The following is a 19492-nucleotide window of genomic DNA, read 5'->3' on the forward strand; positions in this document are numbered from 1 at the left end:
GAGCTTTTAGCCTCGTGGACGGAGCTTTTAGCCTCGTGGACGGAGCTTTTAGCCTCGTGGACGGAGCTTTTAGCCTCGTGAGCGGAGCTTTTAGCCTCGTGGACGGAGCTTTTAGCCTCGTGGACGGAGCTTTTAGCCTCGTGAGCGGAGCTTTTAGCCTCGTGAGCGGAGCTTTTAGCTTCGTGAGCGGAGCTTTTAGCTTCGTGAGCGGAGCTTTTAGCTTCGTGAGCGGAGCTTTTAGCCTCGTGAGCGGAGCTTTTAGTCAATCTTGGTGGTGCGTTACGCCGTTGGCTAACGCACCCTACGGCTGCTACGGTGAGTTAAAAAAGCCGTCCTGAACCAGAAGCCGGTTGACTGGGAGCAGGAGCAGTATTTTGGGGAACTGTAGGCTGAGATGGCACCGGTTTTGATGATGCTGCAGGTTTGTCATTCACATTTTCCACCGCCGCATCTTCTTCTTCTTGAATTGACGCTGGTACACTGGGACGACCACCTCCACCTCTAATCGAAATAGTCACATTAAACACACCAGGCGCTGAAGTATCAAACCTCAGACCAAGCCTGTTACTATTTCTTTGTCTTTTGCTCAAAAATTTCTCAATGGGAATCCCCAAATTAAATCCGGTTTTGTCTGTACCTGCAGAAGGTCCACTTTCTTGATTACCTGATTGAGACACTTGACCGTTATTACCTGGGTCTCTGTCACCTTGACCGTGGATACCCACAACTCGCCCTGATGCATCTAATACTGGACCACCACTCATACCCGCTCTGGTATTGGCGGTATAAACAATAGTGTATCCTTGGTCACTGGCGGTATTTTTGTCGCCCTCAACAGACTCGCCATCTAAGCGACTAGAAACCAGAGAACCAGTGAATTGAAAGACGCGCTTTTTAATTGCTGCGCCAGGGTTAGGAAATCCTGCCACATAAATTAGAGCGCCCTCTGTTATATACTTAGAATCGCCAATGGTAGCAGTTTTATAAATGCGATCGCTCCTGAATTTGACAATTGCTAAATCGACACCAGGCAATCTTTCAATATCTTTATCAGTAGAAATCCCAATTCTTTGGCGTTGTCTCCCACCTTGAGGTAATGGTGTGACAACATAATACTCATCATCTTCGTACTGAACAACATGATTTGCCGTTAATACCACATAAACATTCTTTCCCCCTTCCTGGTAGCGACCAATAATCACACCAGAACCTGGGGAATTTACCGTAGGTTCAATTCTGACGACTGTAGCTTTAGCCAGCCTGGCTATTTCCTGCGGTTCAGGCGCTGGTTTTGGCTGGGAGGCGCTTTGCGAAAAAGCCGGACTCGCGACAATCACCATTGTCGCGCCGAGCAAGCAAGCCGGTAACAGATAGCGATTTACCATTGTGTGTATTCCTCCAGGGGAGTAAGGAGTAAGGAGTAAGGAGTAAGGAGTGAGGAGTGAGGAGTTAGGAGTGAGGAGTAATGAGTAAGGAGTGAGGAGTAAGGAGTGAGGAGTAATGAGTAAGGAGTAAGGAGTAATGAGTAAGGAGTAAGGAGTAAGGAGTAAGGAGTAAGGAGTAAGGAGTAAGGAGTAAGGAGTAAGGAGTTATTATTCCTCCCATGCCCCATGCCCCATACTTCGGCTTCGCTCAGTACAAGTGCCCCATGCCCCATACTTCGGCTTCGCTCAGTACAAGTGCCCCATGCCCCATCCCCCATGCCCCTTTATTGAGGAGCGAGTCGTAAAAATGTTTGTATTGGCACCGCCCAACTGGAATTTTCTAGTTGTTGACGTATTGCTAAAACTGGTGTAGAACCATCCTTAAAAATGTAACTATTTCCCCAAAGTGGATGCTTATGTTTACCGTTAACAGCGATTAATTCACCCCGATTATTTAGGACTGGTCCACCACTCATACCTTTGCGAATATCGTTGCTATAGCCTAATTGGTAGCCATCGCGGAAAGGTTGAGGTAAAACATAGTCAACTTTGCCGATTGTAAATGCAAATCCCTGTTCATCATCAGGAAACCCCGCTGCAAAAGTTTCATCACCGACTGATATTGACGATGATGTAGTGCGGGCGATCGCATAATTATTCGCGCTCCTAAAATTGAGCAATGCTAAATCATCATCGTGAAATCTGGTTGTAATTTGTTGCGCTGAATAAATTTTCCCGTCGGGGGTTTGAATTCGATACCTATGGGCAATTCTGATGACATGGGCGTTAGTCAGAACCGTGTAATTTTCACCCTGTTTTCTAATTAAAATACCTGAACCCCAACCTTGACCAGCTATTACTTTAACTGTAATTGCACGAGCGCGATTCTGTAGTTGTGTTAATGACAATTCCCCAGAAATTTCCAGACCATTACTAGCCGTTTCACTAAAATTTGCCTCTAATGAAAAAGCAGCCTGTGTTGACAAGCCGACAACCAGACTGCCAACACAAGCAATAATACTATTGTTGGGAAAACGCATATTTTACCTAATTCCAGAATTCAATTACACCCTCAAAAGTGCTGACCATAGATGCAATTCATCGTCTCAACTCCTAGGGTGCGTGACGCTTCAATAAATATTATACGTAGTTACCAGACCTGTGGCGTCACCCACCATTCTTTGTGACATGTAAGTAAGTCCTAAATTCCTAAAATCTACCAGAATTTGGTTTAGCAGATGGTTCTGCTGCTGGAGTAGCCTCTGGGGAATCGCTTGGTTGAGCAGCATCACTGTTGATGACTTTACCTAAGTCTAAATAAGTCCGACCAGAAGACTCTTGGACATAGATTCTAGAACTAGCATTACCATCACGAATGACAAAAATTTGTTGCACAGAGACTACTGCATCATTTTTGGAATTGACGGTGAACAAAATATTGTCGGAGTTGCAACTACCCAGAGGTTCGGCGTTACAAACCACACGGTAACCATTAACGATACCAACGGTTATATATGCTAACCCATTGCGGTTATATTCTTTCTGAAATCTTTCTGAAACTTGGTTACAGCGGGTTAAGGGATTATATCCAGAACGAGAAAATTCTCTGGAATTCCAGTTAACTACTCTGACAGGATCACGACCGGGGCGTTGAGCAAAGGTAAACAGTTTACCATTTTGTTCACCACAAAAAAATCGTACATCAGCAGCATAGCTAGGAGTGCTAAATACTGCTGTTAAACTACTCAAAACTGCAGCGCCAGCAACAACGCTCATTAATCTACGTAACATATAAAATTCTCCAAAGAAAATTGAGTGATTCCTCTTAAGAGCATATCGTGTAGTTCCTGTGCTACGTAAGTGTATTTATACTTATTATCCATCAAAAAAATAGTTGTTTTTTTCTTTCTTGGATATTTATTCAATAGATGGTTTTTGTCTTCTTACCAACTTTCAATATTTTCTCTAGTTTGTTTTAATACTACTAACAATGTCATGGGAATCCAGTTTGATTTTTGAAATAAACCAAACTATCTGTAGGGTGGGAATTGCCCACCAAAAGCCATATCTGGTCGGCAATGCCTAGCACAAGTATATTTCAAAAATCAAATAGGAATCCTATATTTGCTCATGGTTATTTACTACAGAAAAATAAAAATTAGTAGGATTTTATGCGAGACAATTTCCCGTCCAACCCCCATGAATTTGATACAAAAATAAAAAATAAAAATCCCCAATCTCCAGTCCCTATCTTCAAACTAGGATTTTTGTCGTGTGTGTTTTTAATTCCCACCGCTGTCTTAGTTGGGTATCTATCACCAAGTTATGCTATAGAGACATTCGCACAAGCACCGAACCCACAAGGAGATCCCAATCGCGATCGCCTTCCCCAACCAGCACCAATCCCAGAACCCCTATCACCACAACCACAGCCAGAATTACAAAAGCCTCCTGTTCCAGAAACCTCTCCGGCGCCAGCTGCGGTGACTATTGAGGTAAAAGAAATTCAGGTTGAAGGGAGTACAATTTTTACCGCAGCTGACTGGAATCAATACACGCAGCCGAAAATAGGACAGAAAGTCACTTTAGCAGAACTCCAAGAAGTTGCTAATCAAATCACCCAGTTGTATTTGAAGCGGGGTTATATTACTTCCAGAGCAATTTTAGCAGCGCAAACAATTACCGATAGCGTTGTTAAAATTCAGGTAATTGAAGGTAGTTTAGAGAAAATTGACATTCAAGGAATCACAAGATTAAATCCTGAATATGTGCGATCGCGAATTTCTCTAGGTGCGGGAACACCGCTTTCAACAATTAAACTAGAAGACCAATTAAGGTTGCTGCGGAGTGATCCACTCTTCGCAAATGTGGAAGCCAGTTTACGTCCAGGGAGTAGCGAAGGTAAAAGTATCCTCAGAGTGCGCGTCACCGAAGCCAAATCCTTTAACACAGCCTTAAGTATTGACAATTACTCACCACCTAGCGTTGGTTCCGAAAGATTGGGAATCAGTAGTGTTTATCGTAACCTCACAGGACTTGGCGATGAATTAGCTGCATCTTATTACCGCACAACCACAGGCGGTTCCAATCTTTATGATTTCAGTTATCGAGTGCCATTAAATGCCATGAATGGGACTTTACAATTGCGAACTACAATTAACAATAATAAAGTCACCGAATCGCCTTTTGAAGTTCTCGACATTCGGGGAGAATCCGAACTTTATGAAATTAGTTATCGCCAACCCATAGTGCGATCGCTTGCAGAAGAATTTGCCTTATCCTTAGCTTTTGCAGTGCAGAATGGACAAACCTTTCTCTTTGGTCAACCCAGCCGCTTCGATAGTGGCCCAGATGCAGAAGGTAACAGCCGTACCCGCGTAATTAAATTTGGTCAAGATTACGTCAAGCGTGATTTACAAGGCGCTTGGGCATTGCGATCGCAATTCAGTTTTGGTACTGGTTTATTCGATGCTACGATTAATGTTGACCCCACGCCTGATGGTAACTTTTTCAGTTGGTTAGGACAAGTGCAACGAGTGCAAAACCTCGATGAAAATAATCGCCTAATTATCCAAGCTGATGTGCAACTAACACCCAATGGTTTATTATCTAGTCAGCAATTTGTCATTGGTGGTGGTCAATCAGTACGCGGCTATCGGCAAAATGTGCGGGCGGGTGATAATGGATTTAGACTTTCTCTAGAAGACCAGATTACTGTAAGCCGCGACCAAGGCAAAAACCCCGTCTTACAACTAGCACCATTTTTTGATTTGGGAGTAGTTTGGAATGTCGATGATAACCCCAACCGCTTACTAAAACAGAACCTTTTAGCCAGCACAGGATTAGGAGTGATATGGAAACCAGCACCAAACTTTAATCTGCGCTTAGATTATGGTCTTGGGCTGGTGAAATTGGATGATAAAGGTGATAATACTCAAGACAATGGATTTTATTTCAGTCTCGGTTATCGCCTATAATATCAAATCCGGGTGATTGCACATGGTATTTGTAGGGGCACAGCACTGCTGTGCCCAAAACGTTTGTGTGACCGTAACCGGATTTGATATAATTTGTAGGGTGGGTCACACCACGAGACAATAGATGTGCTTTCAATATTTTAGGTCTGACGCACCCTACACCCTCAACCGTCAGGCTCAAAGGCTCAAGTGTCTAGTCGAGGGAAATTCCCGCGATAATTAAAGAGAAGACCACCCTAATTGAACCGTGACAGCCAACTCAACCAACACCTCAATTTTTCGCCTATCACCGTTAATTCGGATCACCCTCCTGAGTCTCTATGTAGCACTCACCGTACCATTACCTTTTTTAGCCCAAGTAACAGCCGCATCCATACCACCAGCCTTATTATGGCTAGGAATTAGCATCGGTTTAGTTGCTTTGTATGCAGTCTTAACAGAACGAGTAATATTAGACGACCAGGGTATTCAAGTTACTTACCCCACCTGGGTTCCTCGCTTTTTCCGTAAAGGTTGGTCTTTATCTTGGTCACAAGTAAAAGAATTAAAACCTCGTACCACAGGTCAAGGAGGTATCGTTTATTATTTTCTCAGCCAAGAAGGACAAGCGTATTTACTCCCCATGCGTGTAGCCGGATTTACCCAACTAGTAAGACAAGTACAAGCCAAGACCGGCATTGATACCACAGACGTTCGCCCCTTAGCCCAACCTTGGATGTATTTTATTTTACTTATATTTACCCTACTCCTGCTGTTGATAGACGCTTGGACTATCACCACAGCTCATCAGTTAACAGTTAACAGTTATCAGTTATAGCAGGGGACTGGGGACACTTCGGCAAGCTCAGTGCATCGCTGGGGACTGGGGACACTTCGGCAAGCTCAGTGCATCGCTGGGGACTGGGGACTGGGGGGATGACCAATGACAAAGAGTAATGACCAATGACAAAGAGTAATGAGTAATGAGTAATGAGTAATGAGTAATGACAAATGACCAATGACAAATGACAAATAACAAATGACCAATGACAAATGACAAATGACAAATGACAAATGACAAATAACAAATAACAAATAACAAATGACAAATGACAAATGACCAACTCCGCCTAGAACAAATTAATCTATATACCAAGCTTAAAGGTAATCAACGAGGATACCCCATATTGCAGGATATTTCCTTGAAGATATTCCCTAGTGAATGCATTGCCATTGTAGGTCCATCTGGCGCTGGTAAAACTGCCTTATTACAACTAATCAATCGCCTGAATGAACCCACTAGCGGCAAAATATATTTAGAAAATCAGGAATATCAGCAAATTCCGATTATCCAGCTACGCCAAGACGTGACACTTGTGTTGCAAGAAACAAAGCTTTTGGGGATGACAGTTCAACAAGCCTTGGCTTATCCATTAGTTTTGCGTAGTTTACCCAAACAGACAATTCAGCAACGAGTAAATTATTGGATAGAACAACTACACATTCCCAGTGATTGGTTAGCCAAAACTGAAGTGCAACTTTCAGCAGGACAAAGACAACTAGTAGCGATCGCCCGTGCTTTAGTCATCCAACCTAAAATTTTACTATTAGACGAGCCAACCTCAGCCCTAGACATCGGTACAGCTTCCCATCTGCTGTTCGTTTTAACCCAGCTGGCTCACACTCATTACACCACAATTTTAATGGTCAATCATCAGCTAGACCTAGCACAGATATTTTGCACACGACTATTGCACCTACAACAAGGTCAGTTGTTGGCAGATACAACAGCCTCTGAGGTAGACTGGGTTAATCTACGAGCTAGCTTGATACACGCAGCAGATCAAGACGCTGAAGAATGGAGTTAGGCAAGTATCAAGGGTCAAGGGTCAAGGGTCAAGGGTCAAGGGTCAAGGTTATTCCCCCATATCCCCCATATCCCTCATATCCCCATCGCCCTCATATCCCCATCTCCCCTACAACCGTTGAGTACTCAGGGTAGAACGTGGATTACTAAATCTCTCTTTAGGTAACTTTGTTTGTGATTGGGGAATATTAGTATTCAAAATTTCCATGTTAAATCGATATCCCACATTGCGAATAGTTTGAATCAAGCTAGGTTGTCGGGGATCAAGTTCGACTTTTTTCCGCAGCGATAAAACGTGAGTGTCAATAGTGCGCGGGTTATCAATAGCGTCAGGCCAAGCGCGACGCAGCAATTCTGATCTAGATAGGGGTACACCTCCTGCTTGTGCTAAAACGTAGAGTAAGCTAAATTCTTGGGGCGTTAAATCAATAAACTCCCCTTGGAAGCGCACACGACGTTGTACTAAATCGATTTGCAAAGCGCCATAATCTAAATAAGCCGGCGCAATAGGTGTCCGATTGCGGCGAATTAACGCTTCTACCCGTGCGAGAAACTCCTGCATCCCAAAAGGTTTGCTCAAGTAGTCATCAGCCCCTGCTTTCAAGCCGGCGACGATATCGGCTTCATTAGTCCGGGCTGATAGCATTAAAATTAAAGGTTGTTGCTGACGGTGCAACCAACGACAAAACTCAATGCCATCACCATCAGGTAAATCAGCATCAAGAATGACTAGTGTCGGTTGCTGGCTTAAAAACACTTCCCTTGCTTGATAAATGCTGGCGGCCTGATGCACACGATATTCCAACTGCTGCAAGTGCCAACCCAGCAACGACCTGAGATGGGGATTTCCCTCAACGATTTCAATACAAACCGAACCCACGGTGGCAAGATCCCTTAGCGTCGATGATTTTCAAAGTAACAAGCCCAAGGCCAATGTTTTGTAGTCTTTGTTACTCCAATTGCTATTAGCTTTACATTTCCTCATAGAAATTGGGGCAAAAAATTTAAGTTAAGCCTTGCCCAAAGCGGATTAGTAATGTTCTTAAATTTTTGTTAGACTTTTAGGAAATAACTTCCGCTCAAACATCCTACTACTCTGTCAAGATAAAAATGATGGACTGTAGTGCGGGCATCTTGCCCGCGTGAGCGAGACGCTCACACTACCAAAAATCCCTCAAAACAAAATTGACAGACTACTACTCCTGGAAGGGGGGAATGCACTAAAACACTATCACCAAAAAAGCTAAACCTGTCGAAATCAGTCTTTCAGCTTGCTGGTGAAAGCGCATTTTCTACTGGCAACTTTTAGCCCTACATCCATAAGTAGCATGGGGATGTTGACCAAATAATTCATAAAATTAACTTACCGTATAATCATATTTTGTCTTTTCTGGAATAGGATCAGAATACCTTGTAACTGCTGGGGGGTGTTGCCCAAAGTAGATCGGTTGGCTACGACTTGAAGCCAAATGGGAACTAATACTTCACATTTGGTGCGGGATCATTTACAATTCTCATTCCAAAGAGATTAACACAGCAGTTATGCTCCAAGACACACAAACCATCCGCTTTTACCAAAGAATCACCGACGCCTTCGTCGAGCTATGGAATCGCGGTTATCGCATGGATGATATGCGGATGTATTTGGATGGATATCTAGCCGCGCTGCGACATGGAAACGTTATCGAACCCTATCTGATTCATCGTCTAGAAGAGGAAGCAAGCCGCTACTTGTACGACGCATCGAACTTTGCCATGACACAACCAGAACCAGAACGACAACACGATTACTACTAATGCCCTCGGCCCGGTCATTTTTAGTAACTTGCTCATCAACGCAGATAATTATAGCATATTATCTGAATTGAGCAAGAGGTGTGGTGGTGTGAAATTTTGAATAGAAAAACCATCCCCTCAGCCATGTTTTGGTTTTTACATTCGACTGAGGGGACTTTTAACTTACAGCCATTTTCAGGTAAATAGACCACGCTTTTGGGGCGCAAGGCCTTGCGCCCCTACAAACGACGCCAAAAACCGTTATTTTAGCCTAGAGGCGACTAGAAACCAAGAGAATTTTACGAAGCTAGAGCAATTGCTAGAAGTTGCTCTAATTCACCATTTTGATACATTTCAATCAGGATGTCGGAACCGCCAATAAATTTACCATCGATATACACTTGGGGAATTGTCGGCCAGTTGGAATATTCCTTAATTCCTTGACGAATTTCGGAGTTTGCTAGTACGTCAACCGTCTCAAAGGGAACTCCAAATGTATTGATAATCTGTACAACGTTGTTGGAGAAACCACATTGAGGCATCAATTTGTTTCCCTTCATGAAAATTAGAATTTTGTTGTCTGTTACTAACTTATCAATTTGTTCTTTGAGTTCTGGCGTCATAGTTTTTCGTTTCCTTGTTTGCGTTCAAAAGTGAGGGTTCAGTATTGAGGAGTAGGGAGTGATGTCCTCACTCATAACTCTTAACTTGACGAAGCGGCTGTTGCCTGCCATGCTTCAGGAGTATAGGTTTTTACTGCCAAGGCATGAATGGCTTCAGTTGACATAGCTTCGCGGACCGCATCATAAACTAACTGGTGTTGTTGCACCAGTCCCTTACCGCCAAACTGCGATGAAACTACTGTCACCTGATAGTGGTCACCGCCACCAGTCAAGTCTTTTACCTGAACCTGGGCGTCTGGCAGTTCCGCTTTGATCATTTCCTCAACCTTCTGGGGACTAATCATCGCAATTCCTGAAAAAACTTCTTTTCTATTATTAACAGAATATTTGACATCTCCCCCGGTTAGAAACCGGAGGATTCTAAACTGATGTTGCTACGGCGGCTATAAGCCGCACTCCGCAACGTTTGCGATATGATTTATCTAATCTCGTAAACAAATCAATTCGTTGTGGCACTGTCAAAGATGCCCTACCCACCTCGGCTAGGTTTAATCCTAGCTGTGTGGCTACTTTTCTCATGATGTTAGCACTTCCATTGCAATCGGCATTAATAATGGAGCCATCATGACTTTTGTACTGTCCCCTAGTTGTACGGGTTCCACTTGCTTTCCACCCTTCAGGCTTTTCGCCATATTTGGGTAGGGAGTCGCAATCAAGGAATGATGCCAAAGAAGTATACGCCTCCTCAGTTATTGTTAAAGTAATTCCGTACTCTGGGCATAGTTGTTTTAGCCTGTCTATTAATCGACTGGTTGGGATAACTACAAAATTCTGATTATTTCTTTTTCCCATGCTGGAATTTTGTTTCTGTCCAATATTCCAACCAATTACAATGTTACCTACTCGGTCACTGAGGCATTGATTAATAATGAATCGCACTGCTTTGTTAATAGCATTATTTTTGAGATGAGGAAGAGGAATTGCTACCTTGTCTAGGATAGGGAGCATCCACAAAACCCAACTCAAATAGCTGTTGATAGGCTTTCTTACCTAATTCCCGTGTCGGGTTTTGACTTTTGATAATTTGCACCAATAATGGTACAGCTAGTTCTGGCTGATTGAGCGCCCGATGCACCAATGCTAGGCGATAAGTGCTTTCATCTCGTAGTTGGGCAGTATTTAGAGCCATTTTCCGCTGGGAATCAGAAACTCTGTTGTCAATTCCAGTGAAGCTGGAGTTTAAATCCTGATAAAAATTAGATAGCTGATTAAAAATCTGACGTGCTTCTTGGAGCTTTTTGGCAGCCACATCGTATTTTTGGGCAGAAACGGCATCATCTGCCTCTTGTAGGAGCCGCTGACCGCCTTTAATACTCAATACGCTGTTATTTTCGACTGTAGGACGCAGAGTATTAGGATCGTTGGGGTCAATAGGTTGTGGTGGTTGAGTATTTGTGCTTGGTGGTGTTGGTGTCTGGGCATAAACTGGGGATAGCAGGCTAAGGGCTGCTATGAATGATAAGCAAGTGTTGCGAATTAAGGGAACATCTGTAGCAAAGTTCATGGGTTGAATTTGTGCGACAAGTATAAACAAAATGTAAACTTCGGGTATCTTAACTCTGTTTTTGTCTATAACAAAGCAAAGCTACATACTAAGTTTCTTTGTTTTAGACTAAGAACTGGTTGATGAGAGTTCCCATTGCTGCTGCATAGTAGGTAAATTGCGCCTATGAATGATCCCCTAAATTCATCTAATTTTGCTAATCCGGGTATACCAGCCAACAGTCAGGGGCTGATTTTACAACGCGGTGGTCAAGAACTGATTTTAGAAAAAGCTTTAGATTGCTTCACCGTCAGCCCTGTGACAAATGTATCTTCCCAACAATTATCTCAGGTTAGTTGGGCTATTTGGCGTCGCAGTATTCCCCAAGCACAGCTAGAAGTTTTCACGATTGCACCCAACCTGTTAGACGAGGGGATGTCCCAAGCACGGGCTGCGGAAAATGTTGCCTTTGCCAGTCATGTTTACAAAATTAAAGATAATCCTGGGACTTTTGTTTATCTCAGTAACCAAATCACAATTCAATTTGCCCCTGGGGTTGATGCTGGTAGGATTAATGCTATAATATCGGCTTTAAACTTAGTCCAAGACAAACCAGTCCTGGGTTTGTCTAACACTTTCGTGTTTCTTGTGAGTAAGCAAGCAACCGAAAATCCCCTGAAAATTACCAACCAGCTGCAAGGACTCCCAGAGGTTTTAATAGCTGAACCTAACATCCTCGTGCAACAGGAGCCGCATTACAAACCCCGTGACCCTCTTTATGCCCAGCAATGGTATCTTAACCACAATGGTGGTAAACTGTTGGGTGTGGGTTCTCATATTTCTGTAGAAAAAGCTTGGGATATCACTCGCGGTGTCCGTTCGGTGGTTGTGGCTATAGTCGATGATTCCTTTGATTTGAACCACCCAGATTTTCAAGGTCGGGGAAAAGTTGTCGCCCCCAGAGATTTGAAGCAAAATGACTTTTTACCCTTGCCGGCTGAAGAGGAAACTAGTCACGGTACAGCTTGTGCAGGAATAGCCATTGCTGAAGAAAATGGTGCGGGAATTGTCGGGGTTGCTCCTGGTTGCGCGTTAATGCCAATTCGTACCACTGGGTTTTTGGATGATCAATCAATTGAGGACATATTTAACTGGGCGATCGCCAAGGGAGCTAGTGTTATTTCTTGCAGCTGGGGAGCATCGGCTGTTTATTTCCCCCTGTCTTTGCGCCAACGCGCTGCTATTACCCGTGCTGCTACCCAAGGACGCAATGGTAAAGGTTGTGTGATTGTGTTTGCCTCCGGGAACGCCAACCGCCCCATTGACGGTACTGTGTTGGAGCGGAATTGGCCGAAAAACCTGTTAGCTGGTAATACAGAGTGGCTCAGTGGTTTTCCGGTACATCCAGATGTAATTGCCGTGGCTGCTTCCACTAGTTTAAATAAGAAAGCTGCTTACAGTAATTGGGGAGTGAATATTTCAGTTTGTGCCCCTAGTAACAATGCACCACCAGGTATGTGGTTTCAAGATACCGGTTTTATGGAAACCCAACCGGCGATCGCTACTTCCCTCGCTGGATTGGGAATATTAACTACCGACCAAATGGGTGCAGCAGGCTACGATCCAGGCAACTTTACGAATAACTTTGGTGGTACTTCTAGTGCAACTCCTGTAGTTGCGGGAGTTGCTGCACTAGTTTTGTCAGCAAATCCTGACCTAACTGCCCAACAGGTCAAACGGATTCTCCAAGACAGCGCGGATAAAATTGTAGACCCGAATCCTGACTCCCAACTGGGTTTGCGTCAAGGTACTTACAATAAAAATGGCCATTCCCAATGGTTTGGTTATGGCAAAGTCAATGCAGCTAATGCAGTGTTATTAGCACAACAGATGAGGCCACTTGCTGCAAGTGGCACAAAGCAAATCAGAGGAGAAAATAAAAACCTCTTAGCAATTCCCGATAATGACACAAAAGGAATCAAGAGTGCGATTGTGATTGCTGATGCAAGTCCAGTCCAAGATATTCAGGTAACGGTAAATATTACCCATAATTTTTTAGGTGATTTAGAAATTTATTTAATAGCGCCCAATAATCAAAGTGTGTTGCTGCAAAATCGTACATTAGGGCGGCGTACCGATTTACGAACAACTTACACAGTGCGATCGCACCCAGGACTCAGACAGCTACTATCCTTACCAGCAAAAGGACGTTGGCAATTGTGGGTCATCGACTACGCGTTACAAGATATAGGCAAACTCAATAGCTGGGCCTTAAATTTGGGAACTTATTGATACTCCCCACGGCTATAAGCCGGGGGATTCGGTTCTTGCGTACTTAACGTGCTAAATTTTTAATTACAGTCGATAACTTTGTTTTAAAATCAAGGCTTACAGGCGCTTATAGCCAAAATTTTAATCATCAGACCTAAAAGGCAGTAAATAATGGCTGTCATCTTATCCCAGCAAGGAGTTCAAGCTTATTTTTCAACATATTTAGCACGCTAAGTACGCAAGAACCAAGATTATATAAAGTCATCCTACTATACATCTTTTCAATGCGGCTAAAGCCGCACCCGACTTATCCCCATGTCTAAAGCCAGGGGCTTGCGTCTCGCTTTTTGGTCATTAATCATTTGTCAAGGACAACTGACAAAGGACAAAATTAAGAATTAGGAATTTCTGCAAATGCTTGACTGGCGATTTCTGATTCTTGATGGCTTAACTGTTGTAAACTAAGGGCTAAATCAGCTGTCATGTGCTTGGCATTCTTTTTGACACAGCCATTCGTGTAATCTACGGCATTGATTGGCAGTCCAATCTGAATACAAACATCTGTACCCCACTTTGGATAAGGTTGGCTGTAATTGATGCTGATAGGTACAACTTTAACTCCCAGTCCTGGCTGACTAGATTCAGCAGCCAAAGCCAGACGTGCAATTCCCTGCTTCAATGGGTGAACTTCACCATCCCGATAAATCCCGCCTTCGGGAAAAATCACCACGGTTTTTTTCTGCTGAAGTAGTTCAACTCCGTGGCGCAAAGTGGTAATTGAGGGATGTTTAATATCTACAGGAAAGCCCCCTAAACGTCGGACAAACCAGCCTTGTAATCCTTGACATTCAGTAATTGCGACCATAAACCGCAGGTGTTTGCCTGTGATACAACCTACAGCCACATAGGGTACCAGCAAGGCATCCCAACGCGCCCGATGGGTAGGCGCAAGGATCACAGGACCAGTGGTAGGGATATGTTCTTGTCCGATAATTTTAATGCGGCGAAAAAATAATGGTAGAAGGAAGTGACGCCCTAATAGATACGCCAAGGGGCTTAACCAAGGAGAAACCCGCGACGTAGTATAAGACACCCTAGGATTTGTTACAGCTGGAGTATTTACTGGTTTTTCCTGGCAGGCATTTTCAGTAGAGTAAAATTCCATCATGACGGTGGCTGCTGATAGTCGGATAAAATATAACGAAAGCTTGATTAGTTACACCGTAGATTTTCTTCCGTGACTTGTGTCATACCTATTGGACAGTTTTACCTCTGTCCGTTATATTCTCTTAGTCCGCCGCGTAGCAAACCAAGCTTGCAGCTGCTGACGACAGGCCGATTCTAAAATGCCGCCGATGACTTGTAGACTGTGATTAGAAGCAGCACTATCGGGAATATTTGCAACCGTACGAATCGCACCAGTTTTTGTATCATCTACGCCATAGACAAGTAAACCTAAGCGGGCTTGTACGATCGCACCAGCACACATCGGGCATGGCTCTAAAGTTACATACAAAGTGCATTGATGAAGACGCCAGCTCTGTAAATTTTTAGCACCTGCCCTAAGAGCGATAATTTCTGCATGAGCGGTGGGATCTATGTCTCGTTCTTTGCGGTTTTCACCTTCGGCAACCATATTACCTGACGAATCAATAATTACAGCACCTACCGGGATTTCACCAGCTTCACCTGCTGTTTGTGCCAATTCTAGGGCGCGACTCATCCATTGCCGATGTATAAGATATTGTGTGTCTTTAATTAACATATTAATTATTGCTAAAATATTTTAAATAGCCCCTAGACTGAAAATCCACGAACAATTGTGATAAATATTACATTATCTAGCAATTAAAAAAAATCATAACTGATAATTTATAATTAGAGCAGATTGCAAATTCATGAGCTACAGATTATTGTCAGGCGCCGGCAAAACGTGCCCCTAGCTCTGTACTTCATTTATCAGAAAAATGCTCTAGGTTGATTCCTAAGCAGATGCTTGGGCTAAAAGCTGGTCAAGTTGACCTTTCGTATCTAACAGATAAAGGTCATCACAGCCGCCGACATGTTGGTTATTGATGAAAATCTGCGGTACGGTGCGGCGTTCGTTAGCACGTTCAGCCATTTTCGCTCTGGCTGCTTCATCACCGTCGATTTTGTATTCAGTGAATTTGACACCTTTCCACCACAACAGCAACTTGGCGCGGATGCAATAAGGACAAGTTTGCCAAGTGTAGATTTCAACGTTGGCATTGACTCGCTCTGGATGGCGATTTAAGAGGGGATTGAAAAAGTCCAGCATATTTTCATTTTAGAGGGATTGGGCATTGGGCATTGGGCATTGGGCATGGAGTATGGGAACATTACTTCCTCATCCCCACTCATCAAGGATAAGGAGTCGCGAATGGTAAGTCTGATCCCTCACCGTAGGGGAAAATCAGGGTTTTTGGCGTTGTTGAATGATCTTCCGGGGCGCAAGGCCTTGCGCCCCTACCTACAATCGTCCTGCCTCTAACGTAGCCAATTAAGGCTTAATCTGGTCAACTAGGCTTTTACAAGCCCTCACTTACCCGAAGGGAAGTGATGGGTGGTTGACTGATTTCTAGCTCATTTTGGCGTAAATGGGCTTTAAATTTTTTACCAAATTTGACTAAAATCGGCAGGTTAGCGCTTACAGGTCTACCTTGCCATTGGGTAACAATAGCCTCAACATCGCCTTCTGTGCCTTTGAGGTCAAAAGCCTGACTGCGATGTTCAGGATGATGGTAAACTATTATCGACTCTTTAACTCGGACGCGATCGCCAATTTTCATAACCACTTTTACACCTAGCTTTTTCTTATTTTCTCATGATTGACCTGATTTTTTTCGACTGTTGAAGGTTGTCATTAGTCATTTGTCATTAGTCATTAGTCATTTGTCATTTGTCATTTGTTGTTTTTCACCAATCCCCAATACTTCTCTACGTTCGCGGAGCGTGTCGGAGACAGAGGCTACGCCTAGCTTGCTTCCACGTAGTGGTACGACAAGCTCAGTACAAGTCCCCAATCCCCAATCCCCAATCCCTGGTAACAGAGCGGAGCCGAAGTGCAATCCCTGGTAACAGAGCGGAGCCGTTCGCGTAGCGTCCGCACCAGAAGTGCAATCCCCAATCCCTGGTAACAGAGCGGAGCCGAAGTGCAATCCCTGGTAACTGAGCGGAGCCGTTCGCGTAGCGTCCGCACCAGAAGTGCAATCCCCAATCCCTGGTAACAGAGCGGAGCCGAAGTGCAATCCCTGGTAACTGAGCGGAGCCGTTCGCGTAGCGTCCGCACCAGAAGTGCAATCCCCAATCCCCAATCCCTAGTCCCTATTCCGTTGCGGACACAACTGCTGCACTCTTGGGGGAAGTTGTTGACACATGCGGTGGAATGCTTGGGGTTGAAGTTGCGCCCAAACTAATAATCCTACACTTGTACCCCCCACCAGCAATACCAAAAATCCCCCAACCAGCACCAAAGGCTTACCCAGATGTGATTTTTTAAATTGGCTATTGATTGATTCCTCCCTGACTTCCACCGCTACAAGTCCTGATGCAGTTTCAGCCAAAGATGCTGGTTCTTCTTCTATTTCAGCTTCTACAACTTCTACAGCAGGCTGTGTATAAGCAATCGGTACTAAAGATTCTTTGGAAACACGGCAAAGTGTGAGAACAATTGATGTATTATCATGACCATTTTTTTGATTTGCCAGGTTAATCCAATTGCTAAGAGCATTTTCTAGAGCTAGTTTACCTGTTAAAACTGGTAGTGCGTAATCCTGCCAGGACTGTTCCACCCAGTTATTATCGCTTAAACCATCGGAACATAGTAGCAATATGCCGTCTTCTTCCACAATGAAGCGTTTAATCGAAATACGCAGAGATTCGGCATCTTTTGTTCCTAATGCTTGAGTCAGGGCAGTTGCATCTGGTCTTAATAGTGCTTTTCGATACAGAGTCCTGGCAAAGCGTACTTCCCGCGTTGCTACGTCATCATCTACTGTCAGTAACTGACAATAGTTACGAGTAATCCAATAAGCACGACTATCGCCGACATTCGCCAAGTAAAGTTCATGGCCATTTTCTATCTGATCAAGAGACGTACTTAGCACTCGTTGCGATATTTGCACCGCCATTACCAGAGTTGTCGCCATGCGTTCTCTACCTTGGCGTTTCTGTTCGTCATTACGGACGGAAATCAGGTTATTCACTACCCGCAAACTGGCTTCTAGTTGTTGCTTTAACAAATTTGGTGATACCAGTTCTGTTTGTTCTGCTACTTCAGTTAATAAAGCACGGATTTGCAACTTTAAGGACTGCACAGCCAATTGACTAGCAACTTCACCGCCTTGGTGCCCACCAATACCATCACAAACAATCGATAACGGCAATAAGTAGTCATCTAGATTACCAACAGGGTAGCAAGTGTCCTCATTTTGCCTCAATTGTGGACCTGTATCTGTCGCGCCGATCACCTCAAGTCTTAATGGTAATTCTGCCGCCGATGATAGTAGTAAAGCATTGAGTTGAGTTGTAATTCCCCTTAAATCGACTTCTGTACTACACAATTGCTGGACGATGTTCTGTAACCCTGGGGCTACTGCTGTTTTCGCTGTCGCTACCAAAGGCTGCCAAAAATGCCCCAGATTCTGTAAACTAGGCGGCATAGTTTCTGATGTCTGCTGAAGTTCCAACAGTCGCACACACCAACCTTGGACTCGCAGGTTATCTGGTAGCAGCAAACTGCTAGCAACTCCCAATTCTAATAAAGGTGTCCAAAGTTCAATGATTTGCCATAACCAGTAAACTTGTCGTACCGCTGTTGCTTGTTCCCATGCATCGGCGATGATGGGGTAAAGGCGCCCACTCTCATCTATCGGTGCATTTTCCAGCAATAGGATATCACCCGCATTAGGTTCTAGGGCGCGAGTAAACCCGTATGCTTGCGGCAGATGTAGTCGTTCTTGATATAACCGTAGATAAGGAATAACGTCTTCGGGTAATTCTTCCGGTACCTCTGGCGGTACTCCCGGTTGAGTATCCAGCCAAATCTGCTGCGTAATTACCTCATATCTATTAGCCACCGTTGTTCCTGGTGGAATTGTCGCTGCTAATGTCCCAGACGCCCAGAGATAGCGGTGAATTAGGGGCGTGTGACAATTTGCACAGCTACGATTCCCTACAGGATTCATCGGGTGAGTACAGATGGGATTTACGCAATAAATTATTCTTTGTGTAGAAATCATAAACCTATACGGCAGTCCTATTTGATTCAAGAACTTACTCGTAAATACAGGCAATAGGCAAGAGGCTATAGGCAATAGGTAAACGCAATCAGGTAAGATTACTCGCTTTGGGCAGGAATATTACCTAATGGTGCGTCTCATTAATTCTGATAGGTGTATTGATTTGTTCGTAGTTGCGTTTTAGCGCTGCGACAATTAAAAGCGCTAAAACGCAACTACAAACAATCCATCAAAATTAATGGGACAGACCACTAGCTTGGTGATATCTTCTACGCCAACCTGGGTAAAAGTATGGCGTAGGGTAGGGTGGTTCGTTTTTAACTGCCTGATATCCCTACATAAGTGTTAATACCCCTCAGTAAACCAAAGGTGTAGCGCCACGCATCGCACGTAAAGAATTTATACAAGCAGGGCAATCGCAGCCAAATAAAGTAATTGCCATATCGCTTTCTTGGTTATTGAACTCTAGTATGGGAACATCATCTTTAGATATCCCTGCTTCTGGCTGATAATCGGGAATTTCAGCTAATACGGAAGCTCTGGCACATACCAAACCGATTTTATGCTTATTGCGGATACAAGATAGACGGTCAGTTGATCTGTTTGCAGGCTCTATGGCTTGGGCTTGATTGATCATCACTCCCACAGATAGGATTGAGCCAAGAAGCACGGGAGTCGAAAGCAAACTGAGTATAAATTTGTTCATTTGTTTCCTTAAACAACAATTATGACTATTGAGAATAATCCGATTTACTCTTACAATTCAAGTCC

Annotated in this window: 21 protein-coding genes; 5 read left to right on the forward strand and 16 right to left on the reverse strand. The window is 43.9% G+C overall.

Annotation, left to right across the window (positions count from 1 at the left end):
• Window positions 1-320 precede the first annotated feature (320 nt).
• From HEQ19_18985 to HEQ19_18995, 3 genes are all read right to left on the reverse strand, one after another.
• Window positions 321-1385 carry a serine protease gene (locus tag HEQ19_18985; protein ID WYM01267.1) on the reverse strand — a complete coding sequence of 355 codons (1065 nt, stop codon included), beginning with the start codon at window positions 1383-1385 and terminating at the stop codon, window positions 321-323.
• Between the two features lie 323 nt (window positions 1386-1708).
• Window positions 1709-2464: a serine protease gene (locus HEQ19_18990; protein ID WYM01268.1), complete on the reverse strand. Its 756-nt coding sequence runs from the start codon at window positions 2462-2464 to the stop codon at window positions 1709-1711.
• A gap of 169 nt (window positions 2465-2633) precedes the next feature.
• The gene (locus tag HEQ19_18995; GenBank protein WYM01269.1) at window positions 2634-3215 is read right to left on the reverse strand and encodes a COP23 domain-containing protein; all 582 of its coding nucleotides are present in this window, start codon (window positions 3213-3215) and stop codon (window positions 2634-2636) included.
• 380 nt (window positions 3216-3595) lie between these two features.
• Here HEQ19_18995 and HEQ19_19000 point away from each other — a divergent pair, with 380 nt between their 5' ends.
• Window positions 3596-5401, forward strand: a complete 1806-nt coding sequence (locus HEQ19_19000) for a ShlB/FhaC/HecB family hemolysin secretion/activation protein (GenBank protein ID WYM01270.1) — start codon at window positions 3596-3598, stop codon at window positions 5399-5401.
• Between the two features lie 247 nt (window positions 5402-5648).
• Window positions 5649-6218: a hypothetical protein gene (locus tag HEQ19_19005; GenBank protein ID WYM01271.1), complete on the forward strand. Its 570-nt coding sequence runs from the start codon at window positions 5649-5651 to the stop codon at window positions 6216-6218.
• 65 nt (window positions 6219-6283) lie between these two features.
• On the opposite strand, the gene HEQ19_19010 is transcribed toward HEQ19_19005, so the two are convergent.
• The gene (locus HEQ19_19010; GenBank protein ID WYM01272.1) at window positions 6284-6496 is read right to left on the reverse strand and encodes a hypothetical protein; all 213 of its coding nucleotides are present in this window, start codon (window positions 6494-6496) and stop codon (window positions 6284-6286) included.
• On the opposite strand from HEQ19_19010, the gene HEQ19_19015 reads away from it, so the two are divergent.
• Complete coding sequence (locus HEQ19_19015) at window positions 6490-7248, forward strand: ATP-binding cassette domain-containing protein (GenBank protein WYM01273.1); 759 nt, start codon at window positions 6490-6492, stop codon at window positions 7246-7248. The genes HEQ19_19010 and HEQ19_19015 overlap by 7 nt on opposite strands.
• A 108-nt stretch (window positions 7249-7356) precedes the next feature.
• Here HEQ19_19015 and HEQ19_19020 read toward each other — a convergent pair whose 3' ends face one another.
• On the reverse strand, window positions 7357-8127 hold the full coding sequence (locus tag HEQ19_19020) for a response regulator transcription factor (GenBank protein ID WYM01274.1): 771 nt from the start codon (window positions 8125-8127) through the stop codon (window positions 7357-7359).
• Between the two features lie 662 nt (window positions 8128-8789).
• On the opposite strand from HEQ19_19020, the gene HEQ19_19025 reads away from it, so the two are divergent.
• A complete protein-coding gene (locus HEQ19_19025; GenBank protein WYM01275.1) occupies window positions 8790-9044 on the forward strand; it encodes a DUF6761 family protein in 255 nt (84 codons plus the stop codon).
• A 278-nt stretch (window positions 9045-9322) separates the two neighbouring features.
• Here the strand turns inward: HEQ19_19025 and grxD are convergent, their stop codons facing one another.
• The 4 genes from grxD to HEQ19_19045 form a co-directional block, all read right to left on the reverse strand.
• Entirely contained in the window at window positions 9323-9646 is a 324-nt protein-coding gene (gene grxD, locus HEQ19_19030) for a Grx4 family monothiol glutaredoxin (GenBank protein WYM01276.1), read from the reverse strand.
• 80 nt (window positions 9647-9726) lie between these two features.
• Window positions 9727-9990: a BolA family transcriptional regulator gene (locus HEQ19_19035; GenBank protein ID WYM01277.1), complete on the reverse strand. Its 264-nt coding sequence runs from the start codon at window positions 9988-9990 to the stop codon at window positions 9727-9729.
• Between the two features lie 76 nt (window positions 9991-10066).
• On the reverse strand, window positions 10067-10654 hold the full coding sequence (locus HEQ19_19040; GenBank protein ID WZI66959.1) for an IS200/IS605 family accessory protein TnpB-related protein: 588 nt from the start codon (window positions 10652-10654) through the stop codon (window positions 10067-10069).
• The gene (locus tag HEQ19_19045; protein WYM01278.1) at window positions 10602-11210 is read right to left on the reverse strand and encodes a hypothetical protein; all 609 of its coding nucleotides are present in this window, start codon (window positions 11208-11210) and stop codon (window positions 10602-10604) included. The genes HEQ19_19040 and HEQ19_19045 overlap by 53 nt, the downstream gene beginning before the upstream one ends.
• 165 nt (window positions 11211-11375) lie before the next feature.
• Here HEQ19_19045 and HEQ19_19050 point away from each other — a divergent pair, with 165 nt between their 5' ends.
• Entirely contained in the window at window positions 11376-13481 is a 2106-nt protein-coding gene (locus HEQ19_19050) for a S8 family serine peptidase (protein ID WYM01279.1), read from the forward strand.
• A 370-nt stretch (window positions 13482-13851) separates the two neighbouring features.
• On the opposite strand, the gene HEQ19_19055 is transcribed toward HEQ19_19050, so the two are convergent.
• The 7 genes from HEQ19_19055 to HEQ19_19085 all read right to left on the reverse strand — a co-directional run bounded on the left by HEQ19_19055 (window position 13852) and on the right by HEQ19_19085 (window position 19427).
• Entirely contained in the window at window positions 13852-14628 is a 777-nt protein-coding gene (locus tag HEQ19_19055; GenBank protein WYM01280.1) for a 1-acyl-sn-glycerol-3-phosphate acyltransferase, read from the reverse strand.
• Between the two features lie 111 nt (window positions 14629-14739).
• Window positions 14740-15225, reverse strand: a complete 486-nt coding sequence (gene tadA / locus HEQ19_19060; GenBank protein WYM01281.1) for a tRNA adenosine(34) deaminase TadA — start codon at window positions 15223-15225, stop codon at window positions 14740-14742.
• 219 nt (window positions 15226-15444) lie between these two features.
• The gene (gene grxC / locus HEQ19_19065; protein WYM01282.1) at window positions 15445-15759 is read right to left on the reverse strand and encodes a glutaredoxin 3; all 315 of its coding nucleotides are present in this window, start codon (window positions 15757-15759) and stop codon (window positions 15445-15447) included.
• Window positions 15760-16009: 250 nt separating this feature from the next.
• Window positions 16010-16270 carry a ferredoxin-thioredoxin reductase variable chain gene (locus tag HEQ19_19070; protein ID WYM03502.1) on the reverse strand — a complete coding sequence of 87 codons (261 nt, stop codon included), beginning with the start codon at window positions 16268-16270 and terminating at the stop codon, window positions 16010-16012.
• Between the two features lie 99 nt (window positions 16271-16369).
• On the reverse strand, window positions 16370-16795 hold the full coding sequence (locus tag HEQ19_19075; protein WYM01283.1) for a hypothetical protein: 426 nt from the start codon (window positions 16793-16795) through the stop codon (window positions 16370-16372).
• 3 nt (window positions 16796-16798) lie between these two features.
• The gene (locus HEQ19_19080) at window positions 16799-18721 is read right to left on the reverse strand and encodes a protein phosphatase 2C domain-containing protein (protein ID WYM01284.1); all 1923 of its coding nucleotides are present in this window, start codon (window positions 18719-18721) and stop codon (window positions 16799-16801) included.
• Between the two features lie 355 nt (window positions 18722-19076).
• Entirely contained in the window at window positions 19077-19427 is a 351-nt protein-coding gene (locus tag HEQ19_19085) for a hypothetical protein (GenBank protein ID WYM01285.1), read from the reverse strand.
• Between the last annotated feature and the right edge of the window lie 65 nt (window positions 19428-19492).

The organism is Gloeotrichia echinulata CP02, from assembly GCA_038087035.1.
GTDB classification, from domain to species: Bacteria; Cyanobacteriota; Cyanobacteriia; order Cyanobacteriales; family Nostocaceae; genus Gloeotrichia; species Gloeotrichia echinulata.